We start from the raw sequence: 12,836 nt of genomic DNA on the forward strand, positions 1-12,836 counted from the left end.
GGAGCCCGCCGCGCCCGCCGCGCCCGCCGGCGCGATAGGCCGGGCGCAGGCCGCGCTCCTCGAACTCCCCTCCCCGGACGTGCTGGTGGACGCCTACCCGCAGGGCGCCGCGGCGCTGCTCGTGGACGACGGCGGAGACCTGGTGCCGCTGGTCGCCGAGCGGCTGCTGGCGCAGGGCCGGCCCGTCCGGGTGCTGCGGCTGCCGTCCGTCGCCCGCCGGATCGACGGCGTCGAGGACCACGCGCTCTCCGGCTGGGGCCCGACCGAACTCGCCGAGCGCACCGAGCAGGTGCTGGAGGGACCGGTCGCGCTCGCAGTGGTCTTCGACACCCGCCGGGACACCGAGTGGGCGGACGGCGTCCGCCGGCTCTCGCACGGGCTGCTGGTCGCCAAGCACCTGGTGGAGCCGCTGGCCCGGGCCGCCTCGGCCGGCCGGGCGTGCTTCGTCACGGTGACCCGGCTGGACGGGGCCTTCGGCCTCACCGGTGTCGCCGAGGACCTCGTCCCCGCGGGCGGCTACGGCGGCCTGGTGAAGACGCTGGCGGTGGAGGCGCCCGAGGTCTTCTGCCGGGCCGTGGACCTGGCGCCCGGTGTCGCCGACCGCGCGGCCGCGGAACTGCTGCTCGCGGAGGTCTCCGACGCCTCGGCCGAGCCGGTGCAGGTGGGCCTGGACGGCCGCCGCCGGGTCGCCCTGACGCTCGCGGAGCGGCCCACCGGCCTGGCCGCCGACCCCGGCTCCGCGACCGCTGCCGAGGTCGGCCCGGACGACCTGCTGGTGGTCACCGGCGGCGGACGCGGCATCACCGCCCGCTGCGTGGCCGACCTGGCCCGCGCCCACCGTCCCGGCCTGCTGCTGCTCGGCCGGACCGAACTCGGCGAGGAGCCGGACTGGGCGGCCGGGGTGACCGGCGCGGCCGAGCTGAAGGCCGCTGCTGTCGCCCGGCTCAAGGCCGAGGGGGAGAAGCCCACCCCGAAGCGGGTGGAGCAGTTGTACCGGGCGGTGGTCGGCGAGCGGGAGGTCCGCGAGACCCTCGCCGAGCTGAAGGCCGCCGGCTCCGAGGCCGAGTACCTGGCGGTGGACATCACCGACGCCGCCGCGACCGCCGCCGCGCTGGCACCGTACGCGGGCCGGGTCACCGGTCTGGTGCACGGCGCCGGGGTGCTGGCCGACCAGCTGATCGCCAACAAGCGGGCCTCCGAGGTCGAGCGGGTCTTCGCGCCGAAGCTCGGCGGGCTGCGCGCGGTGGTGGAGGCGCTGCCGGCCGACCGGCTGCGGCACGTGGTGCTGTTCTCGTCGGTTGCCGGGTTCTTCGGCAACCAGGGACAGTCGGACTACGCGATGGCGAACGAGGTGCTCAACGCCTGGGCCTCGTCGTTCCGGCGGCGGCACCCCGCGGCCCGGGTCAGCTCGCTCAACTGGGGCGCCTGGGACAGCGGGATGGTCTCGCCTCAGATCAAGGCGGTGTTCCAGGAGCGCGGCATCACGCTGATCCCGGTGGAGACCGGAACGGCGCTGTTCACCGGCCAGTTCGCGGCCGGGCGGGCCGAGGACACCGTCACCGTGCTCGGCCCGACCACCCCGCTGTCGGTGCGCGAGCCGGCCGTGCCCGCCGCCGCGGTGGTGCTGGAGCGCCCGGCGGCCGCGCTGGCCGCCGAGCCGATCGTCGCCGACCACGTGATCGGCGGGGTGCCGGTGCTGCCCGCGGCGCTCGCCCTCGGCTGGGCGGTCGGCGCGGTGGAGCGGCTCAGCGGCGGAACCGTCCGCCAGGTGCGGGACTTCGCGGTGCACAAGGGCGTCCTCTTCGACGAGGCGCTGCCGGAGCGGCTGCAGCTGGCGGCCACCCCGGCGGGCGACCGGGCCAGCACCGAGGTGGTGATCCGCTCGGTCGCCGCGGACGGCACCGTCCGCCCGCACTACGCGGCGACGGTGGTGCTCGGCAACGACCCGGCGACGGAGCTCAACCACCCGACCCTGGCCGGGCTGCCGGCCGCGGGCGGCGGACGCGAAGCCGGCGGGTTCTACGCCGACGGCACGCTCTTCCACGGCGCCGCCCTGCAGGGCGTCCGCCGGGTGCTGGCCGAGGACGAGTCCCGGGTGGTGCTGGAGTGCGCGCTGCCCGAACCGGCCGCGGCCGCAGGGGCGTTCGCCGGCTCGCTGTACCGGCCCGGCACGACCGACCTGCTGCTGCAGGCGGGCCTGGTCTGGATGCGGCTGTTCCGCGCCACGGCGAGCCTGCCGCTCTCGGTGGCCCGCGTCGAGCTGCACCGGGCGCCGGCCGACGGCGAGACCTTCCTCGCCGTGGTCGAACCCGCCTCGGTGAACGGCACCTCGGCGAGCCTGACGGTCACCGCCGTCGGCCACGGCGGACGCGTCCTCGCCCGGCTGAGCGGGGTCAGCCTCGTGTCGACCCCGCAGCTGGCCGCGAAGTTCGCCCGCAGCTGACGCACCCGACCCGGCAGGTCCGGCCGGCCGCACCCCAGCAGGCCGGCCGGACCGCCGCACGGACCGGAGGGACCACCGCTTCCATGAGCACGTACGCCATCGTCGGCCTGTCCTGCCTGTTCCCCGGCGCCGAGACGCCGGACCGGTTCTGGCAGAACCTCGTCAGCGGGACGGACAGCCGGGCCGAGGGCGGCCCGGAGGTCTTCGGACCGCCCGCCGACCCCCGCGACCTCGACCCGCAGCACCGCATCACCTGCACCCGCGGCGGCTTCGTCCGCGGCTTCGCCTTCGACCCGACCGGCTACCGGATCGCCGCCGAGCGCCTCGCCGGCCTCGACCGGGTCTTCCACTGGTCGCTGCACACCGCCCGCGAGGCGCTGCGCACCGGCGGCCACCTCGACCGCCCCGAGCTGCTCGCCCGGACGGGTTTGGTGCTCGGCAACTACTCGTTCCCGACGCCCGGTTCGGCCGACCTCAGCCTGCCGCTGGTCGAGCAGGCCGTCCGCACCGGCCTGCGCCGGGCCGGCCTCGACCTGCCCGGCCGCCCCGACACCGCCCCGCGCCGCGACCCCGCCGACGCCCGGGTCAGCGGCGCGCCCGCCCGGATCGTCGGCGCCGCCCTCGGCCTCGGCGGCCCCCGCTACGCCCTGGACGCGGCCTGCTCCTCCGCGCTGTACGCGCTGAAGCTGGCCTGCGACCACCTCGCCACCGGCCAGGCCGACCTGGTGCTCGCCGGCGGCGTCTGCGCCCCCGACCCGACCCTGATCCACCTCTGCTTCTCCGACCTGCACGCCTACCCCGAGAACGGGTTCAGCCAGCCCTTCGACGCCCGTTCGGCCGGCATCCTCACCGGCCAGGGCGCCGGCATGGTCGCCGTCCGGCGGCTGGAGGACGCGCTGCGCGAGGGCGACCGGATCCACGCCGTCGTCGACGGCATCGGCCTGTCCAACGACGGTGGCGGCCGCCACCTGCTGGTGCCGGACGAGGCCGGCCAGCACCGCGCCTACGAGCTGGCCTACCGGGCCGCGGGCGTCTCGCCCGCCGAGGTCGACTACCTGGAGTGCCACGCCACCGGCACCCCGATCGGCGACACCACCGAGGCCGCCTCGGTCGCCGGGTTCTTCGGCGCGCACGGCGAACTGCCGCTGCTCGGCTCGGTGAAGGGCAACATCGGCCACCTGCTGACCGTCGCCGGCCTGAGCAGCCTGCTCAAGGTGGTGCTCGCCATGGAGCACGGCCACCTGCCGCCGACCGTCGGCGTCACCGAGCCGGTGCCGGGGCCCGGCGGGGCGGCCGCCACCGCCCTGGTCCGCACCGGACGGGACTGGCCCGCCGCCCCCGGCACCCGCCGGGCCGCCGTCTCCGCCTTCGGCTTCGGCGGCACCAACGCGCACGTGGTGCTCTCCGACGCCGTCCCGGCGCAGGCCGCGACCGCTCCGGCGACCGCGCTGCCCACCGCCCTGCCCACCGCCCTGCCCACGCCCGACATCGTCGGCCTCGGCGCGCACTTCGGCGCCTTCGAATCGGCCACCGCCTTCGAGCGGGCCGTGCACGACGGGCTGGACTCCTTCCGCCCGCTGCCCGAACGCCGCTGGCGCGGACTGGAGGAGAGCACCGACGGCGCCCTCGCCGCGGCCGGGGTCGGCCCCGGCACCCCGCCGGTCGGCGCCTTCGTCGACACCGTCGGCCTCGACCCGGTCGACCACCGGATCCCGCCCGCCGACCTGCGCAACTACAACCTGCAGCACGCGCTGATGTCCAAGGTCGCCGACGAGGCGCTCACCGACGCCGGGTACAGCCGCACACCCGCCCCCGGCACCTCCGCACCCGAGGCCCGGCGGATCGCCGTCGTCGTCGCGATGGAGATCGAGCCCTCCGCCCACCTGCACCTGGCCCGCCACCGGATCGCCGCGTACCTGCGCGAGCTGCTCGCCGGCACCGACCTGACGGACGGACAGCGCGAGCGGCTCACCGCGATCGCCCGCGACGGCGTGCACGAGCCGATCGTCGCCAACGAGGTGCTCAGCTACATCGGCAACATCATGGCCAGCCGGATCTCCTCGCTGTGGAACCTCACCGGCCCGTCCTTCACCGTCTCCGCCGAGGGCGCCGGCACCGCGCAGGCCCTGGACACCGCCCGGCTGCTGCTGCTCGACGACAGCGTGGAGGCCGTCCTGGTCGGCGCCGTCGACCTCGCCGGCTCGCCCGAGAACCTGGTGCAGCGGACCGCCGCCCACGGCGCTCCCGCCACCGGCCCCGGCCTCGCCTTCGGCGCGGACACCGGCGGCTGGCGGATCGGCGAGGGCGCCGGAGCGGTCGTCCTCACCCGCCCCGGGGAGGGCCGCCGCCCCGCCTACGCCCGGCTGGACGCCGTCGCCGTCCGGCACGCCGCCCCCGTCGACGGCGCGCTGCCCGAGGCCGACGCCGGCGCGCTCGCCGAGGCCGCCGCCCTGGCCCATGAAGCCGCCGGGATCACCGCCGCCGACATCGGCTACCTGGAGGCCCACGCGGCAGGAACCGCCGCCGAGGACGCCGCGGAACTCGCCGCGCTGGCCGCCGTCCACCCCGCCGGCACCCCCGGCCCGGCGCTCGGCAGCGCCCGCGCCCACATCGGTGACGCCCGGGGCGCCGCCGCGATGGCCGGTCTGCTGCGGGCCGTCCTCGCCGTCCACCACGGCTACCTGCCGGGCGTCCCCGGCTGGCAGCGGCCCGCCCCCGCACTCGCGGACCGGCTCGCCGCCACCGGCTGCCACCTCGCCGACACCTCCCGCCCCTGGCTGCGCACCGAGCGGACCGGACGGCGGCACGCCGCCGTCTCGTTCATCGCCGAGGGCGGTGCGCACGGCCGGCTGGTGGTCTCGGCGGCGGCCACCAGCGGCGCCGTCGAGGAGCGGGCCTGGCAGCGGGCCGGCGGCCCGGTGCTGCTCGCCCTCGCCGCGGACGACCCGGCCGGAATGCTGGCCGCCGTCGAACGCCACCGCGGCCTGCTCGCCGACGGCGCCGACCCGTACGCGCTCGCCCGGGCCGCCGCCGAGGCCCTGCCCGTCGGCACCCCGCGGGTCGTGCTGGTCGGCCGGGACGCCGAGGAACTCGGCCGCCAGCTCGCCGCGGCCGCCAAGGACCTGCCCGGCGCCTGGGAGCGCGGCGAGGAGTGGGCGACCCCGGCCGGCAGCTGCTTCACCCCGCGCCCGATCGGCCCGGACGGCAAGGTCGCGCTGGTCTACCCCGGCGCGGTCACCTCCTACCCGGGGCTCGGCCGGGACCTCTTCCGGGCCTTCCCCGGTCTGCTGGAGCGCTTCGAGGCCGAGGTCGAGCGGCCCGACGACACCTTCCGCGCCGCCCGGCTGCACCCGCGCACCCGGATCAACCCCGGCCGTCGCGAACTCATGGCCCTGGAGGCCGAGCTGGGGGACGACCTGCCGTTCATGCTGGCCACCGGCACCACCTTCGCGATCCTGTACACCGACCTGGTGCGGGACCTGCTGGGCGTCCGGGCGCACGGCGCCTTCGGCTACAGCCTCGGCGAGTCCAGCATGCTGTTCGCCACCGGCGGCTGGCAGCGCGGCGCCCGCCGCGACGACCGGATCAGCGCCACGCCGATCTTCCGGCACCGGCTGAACGGGCGGCGCACCGCCGTCCGCGAGCAGTGGGGCCTGGCCGACTCCGTGCCCGACTCCGCGGTCTGGGCCGGCCACGTGCTGCTGGCCGACGCGGAGCGCGTCCGCGCCGCGCTCGCCCGCTACGACCGGGTGTTCCTCACCCACGTCAACACCCCCGGCGAGCTGGTGATCGCCGGCGACCCGGCGCAGTGCCGGGCGCTGATCGAGGAGTTGGGCTGCCCCGCGGCCAGGTCCCCCGTCAACGGGGTGATGCACTGCCCGGTCGTCGACCCCGATCTGGACGGTCTCGCCGGGCTCAACGACCACCCGATGGGCTCCGCCGGCGGCCTGGAACTGCTCAGCGCCTACGACTACGGGCCCGTCCCGGCCCTGGACAGCGCGGAGACGGCCCGCCGGATCGCGCAGACGCTGCGCTCCACGATCGACTTCCCGCGGCTGGTGCGGGCCGCGCACGACCGCGGCTTCCGCTACTTCGTCGAGGTCGGCCCGGGCGCCACCTGCACCCGCTGGGTGCGCGAGACGCTCGGCGACACCCCGCACGTCGCGGTCTCCGTGGACCGGCGCGGCGTGCCGACCGCCCGCACCGTCGCGCAGCTGGCCGCCCGGCTGGTCGCGCACGGCGTACCGCTCGACCTCGTCGGCCTGCTCGGGCCCGCGCCGGCGGTGCCCGCCCGGCGCCGGGTGCTCTTCCCGGTCGGCGGCGGCGCGTCCGTCCCCGCCGGGATCGCCGCCGCGGCCGCGGAACTGCTGGCCGAGACCGTTGCGACCCCCGTACCCGCCGCCGCGCCGGAGCCCGTGCTCGCCGCGGTCGCCGCCGTTCCCGCCCCGTCCGCCGCCCGTGCGGCGGGCGGCGGAGACCCCCGCCCTTCGTCGCCGGCAGCGCCGTCTGGCCCGCCCGGACCGTCCCCCCTCTCGCCGGAGGAGCAGATGCCCGCCGACCCGACCCTCGCCGACCCCGAGGTCATCGCCTTCGACGGCGAGCCGATCTCCTTCCTGCCGTGGAGCGAGCCGGCCGCCGAGGTCGCGCCCGCGCCACCGGCCCCCGCCGCACCGCCGGCGACCGCACTGCCGGCGACCGCACCGGCAGCGACCGCCCCGGCCGCGGAGAGCGGCAGCTACGGCGCCCAGGACCTCGTCCGCGAACTGCGCGACCAGCTGATGGCCACCCACTCGGTGGTGATGGAGACCCAGCGCGTCCTGCAGGACAGCACCCTGGCCCGCACCGAGGCGCTGCTCGAAGCCCCGCCCGCCGACCCCGCGCCGGTGCCGGAGCCCGAGCGGCAGGCCATCGAGCTCGCCCCGCGGCTCGAACTGCCGCCCGTCCCGGCTGCGCCCGTCCAGGCGGTGCCGGTGCCGGCCGTGCTGGAGCCGACCGCGGTCGTCCCGGCCGGGGAGCCCGGCGTCATCTGGGACGAGGACGACCTGCTCGCCTTCGCCACCGGCCGGGTCGCCGACGTCTTCGGCCCCGCCTTCGCCGAGATCGACGGCTACGCCAAGCGCGTCCGGCTGCCCGCCCCGCCGTACCACTTCGTCACCCGGGTCACCGAGCTGCGCGCCGAGACCGGCGTCTACCAGCCGTCCTTCATCCGCACCGAGTACGACGTACCGAAGGACGCCTGGTACGCCGTCGACGGCGGGGTGCCGCCGGCGGTCGCCATCGAGGCCGGCCAGTGCGACCTGCTGCTGATCAGCTACCTCGGCATCGACTTCCGCAACAGGGGCGAGCGGGTCTACCGGCTGCTCGACTCCACCCTGGTCTTCCACGGCGACCTGCCGCGGGCCGGGCAGACCCTGCGCTACGACATCTCGATCAACCGGTTCGTCACCCAGGGCGACACCACGCTCTTCTTCTTCAGCTACCTCTGCTACGCCGACGGCGAGCTGATCCTCGAACTCAAGGACGCCTCCGCCGGGTTCTTCAGCCAGGCCGAACTCGACACCCCGCTCGGCGTGGTCGTCACCGCCAAGGAGAAGGCCGCCCGCGCCGCCCTGACCAAGGCGTGGTTCAAGCCGCTCGCCCGCACCGGGAAGGACCACCTCACCGCCGCCGACCTCGAACTGCTCGCCCAGGGCCGCCCCGGCGAGGTCTTCGGCCCCGAACACGCCCAGGACGAGGGCCTCAACCCGGCGCTGCGCCTGCCCGACGCGCGGCTGCGGATGATCGACGAGCTGCGGATCGACCGCACCGGCGGCCCGCGCGGCCTCGGAGCCCTCACCGCCACCAAGCAACTGCAGCCCGACGCCTGGTACTTCGAGTGCCACTTCCCCGACGACCCGGTGCTGGCCGGCTCGATGGTCGCCGAGGGCGCCGTCCAGGCCCTGCAGACCTACCTGCTGCACCAGGGCATGCACCTGGTGCTGCCGGACGCCCGCTTCCAGACCGTCGTCGGCCTGCAGACCGAGGTGCAGGTCCGCGGCCAGATCACCCCGCAGCACCGGGAGATCCGCTACGAGATCGAGGTCATGGAGCTCACCCTGCTCCCGCGGCCCTCGGTGATCGCCGACGTCCTGGTGTACCTGGGCGACAAGCCGGTCATCCGGATGCGCAACTTCGGCATCCAGATCCGCGAGAAGGAGGGCACCCCGTACCGGCCGGAGACCGGCGGCGTGCCGGCCTTCCTCGGCCGGCGCAACCGCTCCGGCGAACCCGCGATGATCAACGAGCTGCACCTGGCGCACGCCGCCAAGGGCGACCTCGGCACCGCGATGGGCCCCGAGTTCGACGTGTACCGCAGCAGCCGCGCGCCGTACATCCCCAACGGGGACTTCCAGTTCGTCGACCGGATCATGCAGCTCAAGGGCGTCCGCGGCGACCTCGGCCCGGGCTCGGAGATGGTCACCGAGTACGACTCCCCGGCCGACGCCTGGTACTACGCGCAGAACGCGCACCCGCACATGCCGAACTGCGTCCACATGGAGACCTCGCTGCAGGCCGCCATCCTGCTCGGCTACTACCTCGGCGCCACCCTCAAGCAGCCGGAGACCGAGTACGCCATCCGCAACCTGGACGGGCGGGCCACCCTGGTCAAGGACCTCGACCTGCGCGGCAGGACCGTCCGGCACCACTCCAAGCTGCTGATGACCAGCGCCGTCCAGGGCGCCGTGCTGCAGAAGTTCAGCTACGAGCTCTCCGCCGACGGCGAGGTCTTCTACACCGGCGAGTCCCTCTTCGGGTACTTCAGCGACGCCGCCCTCGCCAACCAGGCCGGCCTGGACGCCGGACAGTACGCCGCCCCCTGGATCGAGCAGGAGAAGCCCGCCGCCGACCGCGTCCGGCGGATCGAACTCCCCGACGACGCGCCCGCGTTCACCGACCCGGCGGGCGGCCTGCTGCACCTGCCCGGCGGCCACTTCCACCTCGTCGACCGGGTCGACCTGGTCCGCGACGGCGGCCGGCACGGCAAGGGCTACCTGCACGGCCACCGCGCGGTGCGCCCCGACGAGTGGTACTTCGACTGCCACTTCCACCGCGACCCGGTGATGCCCGGCTCGCTCGGCGTCGAGGCCGTGCTGCAGGCCCTGCGGCTGTACGTGCTGGAGGAGGGCCTCGCCGAGGGCATCGAGCGGCCGTACTTCGCCCTCGCCACCGACGTCGAACTCGGCTGGAAGTACCGCGGCCAGATCCTCCGCCACGACGAGGAGCTCCGCTTCGACGTGCACGTCCGCGAGGTCCGCCGCGAGGACGGCCGGCTCGTGGTGGTCGCCGACGCCGACCTGTGGAAGCCCGGACTGCGGATCTACGAGCTCACCGGCGTGGCCGTCGAGGTCCGGTCCCAGTCGGCCACCCCCTGACCGCCCGCCCGAGGAGACGGAAGCCCATCATGAACCACCCCCAGACACCACTGCTCTGGCAGGGCGAGCAGTACCCGAGCACCGACCCGGCCGGGATCTACCAGGCCCTCGCCGACCTGGAACGCCCCTGCTTCGTCGTCCGCACCCCGCAGGGCATCGGCGCCGCCGCGGGCGGCCGAGCCGTGCCGTCCGGCGGCCGCGAGAGCGGCCTGCCGCTGCTCGCCGCCGCCGCACCGCTGCCCCCGCAGCGGCTCGGCTCGGCCGCCTTCCTCGCCGCGCACGGCGTGCGCCAGCCCTACCTGGCCGGGGCGATGGCCGGCGGCATCGCCTCCGCCGACCTGGTGATCGCCCTCGCCCGGCAGGGGTTCCTCGGCTCCTTCGGTGCCGCGGGCCTGCTGCCGGAGAGCATCGCGAAGGCGCTCGCCCGGTTCGCCGCCGAGATCCCCGGCCTGCCCTACGCCGTCAACCTGATCCACAGCCCCAGCGAGGAGCGGCTGGAACGCGAGGCCGTCGAACTGTTCCTGCGGCACGGCGTCCGCTGCGTCGAGGCCTCCGCCTTCATGGCGCTCAGCCCGCACATCGTCCGCTACCGGCTGGCCGGGCTGCGCCCCGGCCCGGACGGCCGACCGGTCGCCGAACACCGGGTGATCGCCAAGATCTCCCGCACCGAGACCGCCGAGCGGTTCATGCGCCCGGCCCCCGCCGCCACCGTCAGCGCCCTGCTGGAACAGGGCCTGATCACCCCGCTCCAGGCCGACCTCGCCAAGTACGTGCCGATGGCCGACGACATCACCGTCGAGGCCGACTCCGGCGGCCACACCGACCGCCGGCCGCTGCCCGCCCTGCTGCCCAGCATCCTGCGGCTGCGCGACGCCGTGCAGCGCGAGCACCGCTACCCGGCCCCCGTCCGGGTCGGCGCCGGCGGCGGGCTCGGCACCCCGTCCGCCGTCGCCGCCGCCTTCGCCATGGGCGCCGCCTACGTGGTCACCGGCTCGGTCAACCAGTCCTGCGTGGAGTCCGGTGCCTCCAAGGCGGCCAGGGCGCTGCTCGCCGAGGCCGGCATCGCCGACTGCGAGATGGCCCCCGCCGCCGACATGTTCGAACTGGGCGTCGAGCTGCAGGTGCTGAAGAAGGGCACGCTCTTCCCGATGCGCGCCAAGAAGCTCTACGAGCTCTACCAGGCGTACGACGGACTGGAGGCGCTGCCCGAGGCCGAGCGCGCCCGGCTGGAGGCCCAGGTCTTCCGCCGCCCGCTCGCCGACGTCTGGCAGGAGTGCGTCGGCTACTTCGAGCGCCGCGACCCCGAACAGCTCGCCCGCGCCGCCGGCAACCCCAAGCGGCGGATGGCCCTGGTCTTCCGCTGGTACCTCGGGATGAGCTCGCGCTGGGCCGTCACCGGCGACCCCGACCGCACCCTCGACTACCAGATCTGGTGCGGCCCGGCGATGGGCAGCTTCAACGACTGGGTCACCGCCAGCTACCTCAAGGCACCCGGCAACCGCCGGGTCGCCGAGGTCGCCCACCACCTGATGCGCGGCGCCGCCTTCCACACCCGGATCGCCCAGCTGCGCACCGCCGGTGTGCACGTCCCGGCCGCCGCCGCCGACTACCGGCCCGTCCCGCTGGAGTCCGCGGTCACCACCCTGGAGGGCGCCAGATGACCGGCCCGCTCGACGGACTCGGCTCCGCCGCCGCGCGGTTGGAGCAGACGCTCGGCCCCGCCGAGGACCCGGCCAACCCGTACGGCTTCGCCGCCGCCGCCCGCCGCGACGAGGCCGGGGAGTACCCCGAGGCGCTGGCCGCCGCCCTGCGCGAAACCGGCTTCCACCTCGACTACCTGCCCGCCGACTGGGGCGGCACCTTCCGCTCCTTCGACCGCAGCCTGTTGCTCGTCCGCACCGCCGCCCGGCGCGACCTCAACGCCATGCCGGCCACCATGTTCTCCATCACCGCCGCCACCTGCGTCCGGCTGCACGGCTCGCCCGCCCAGCAGCAGGAGGTCGCCGCACTCCTGCGCGGCGGCGGAGCGGTGGCCTTCGCGCTCTCCGAGGCCGAGCACGGCAGCGACCTGCTCGCCAACACCGCCCGCCTCGAACGCGACCCGGACGGACCGGGCCTGCGCCTCACCGGCGAGAAGTGGATGGTCGGCCTCGGGCAGCGCTGCGAGGCCGCGTACGTGGTCGCCCGCACCGGGGAGCGCGGACCGGGCTCCTTCACCGCCGTCCTGCTCGACCTCGCCGCGGCCGGGCCCGAACTCGACCGCGGCCCCGCCGTGCCCACCGGCGGCATGCGCGGCATCGACTTCGCCCACCTGCGCTTCGACGGCCTCCCCGTCCCCGGGAACCGCGTCGTCGGCCGGCCCGGCGAGGCCCTGGAGGCCGCGGTCAAGGCCCAGCAGGTCGTCCGGCTGATGTCCACCGCCGGCAGCCTCGGCTGCGCCGACACCGCCCTGCGGCTCACCCTCGGCTTCGCCGCCGAACGCCGCACCGGCCGCAGCCGCCTCCTCGACACCCCCCACCAGCGGCGGGAGTCCGCGATCGCCGCGGCCGCGCTGCTCGCCGCCGACGCCGTCGCCCTCACCGCCGCCCGCGGCATCCACCTCGCCCCCGAGCAGTTCAGCATCTGGGGCTGCGCCGCCAAGCACGTGGTCGCCGAGGCCGTCGAGGACGCGATCGCCCGCTGCGGCGCCACCCTCGCCACCCGCGCCGTGCTGCGCACCGAGGGTCCCGGCGGCGGCCTCTTCCAGAAGCTCCAGCGGGACGCCGCCCTCGTCCGGGTCGTCGACACCAGCACCCTGGCCAACCTCCGCTCCTTCACCGGCCAACTGCCCGCCCTCGCCAAGGCCCCGGCCGGCCCGGCCGGGGACGCCGCGACCGTCTTCGCCCTGGACGCGCCGCTGCCGCCCTACGACCCGGCCCGGCTCGACCTCAACGCCCGCGGCCGCGACCTGCCGACCGGCACCCTCGCGGCGATCGCCGGCC

General features: G+C 76.2%; 4 protein-coding genes. All 4 read left to right on the plus strand.

Features of this window, described 5'->3' with window-relative positions:
- The coding region (locus ABZ641_RS13990) for an SDR family NAD(P)-dependent oxidoreductase (protein ID WP_359981676.1) at window positions 1-2,443 on the plus strand (2,443 nt) is incomplete at its 5' end.
- Between the two features lie 83 nt (window positions 2,444-2,526).
- Window positions 2,527-9,855: a beta-ketoacyl synthase N-terminal-like domain-containing protein gene (locus tag ABZ641_RS13995; RefSeq protein WP_359981679.1), complete on the plus strand. Its 7,329-nt coding sequence runs from the start codon at window positions 2,527-2,529 to the stop codon at window positions 9,853-9,855.
- 29 nt (window positions 9,856-9,884) lie between these two features.
- The gene (locus ABZ641_RS14000; RefSeq protein ID WP_359981682.1) at window positions 9,885-11,516 is read left to right on the plus strand and encodes a PfaD family polyunsaturated fatty acid/polyketide biosynthesis protein; all 1,632 of its coding nucleotides are present in this window, start codon (window positions 9,885-9,887) and stop codon (window positions 11,514-11,516) included.
- A partial coding sequence (locus tag ABZ641_RS14005) for an acyl-CoA dehydrogenase family protein (protein ID WP_359981684.1) occupies window positions 11,513-12,836 on the plus strand: 1,324 nt, incomplete at its 3' end. The genes ABZ641_RS14000 and ABZ641_RS14005, both read left to right, overlap by 4 nt.

Source organism: Kitasatospora sp. NPDC007106 (assembly GCF_040634455.1).
GTDB lineage: Bacteria > Actinomycetota > Actinomycetes > Streptomycetales > Streptomycetaceae > Kitasatospora > Kitasatospora arboriphila.

Excerpts from the sequence above, each read along its gene's own strand:
- ABZ641_RS14000 (WP_359981682.1), top strand. The coding sequence starts at position 9,885 with ATGAACCACCCCCAGACACCACTGCTCTGGCAGGGCGAGCAGTACCCG.
- ABZ641_RS13995 (WP_359981679.1), top strand. The coding sequence starts at position 2,527 with ATGAGCACGTACGCCATCGTCGGCCTGTCCTGCCTGTTCCCCGGCGCC.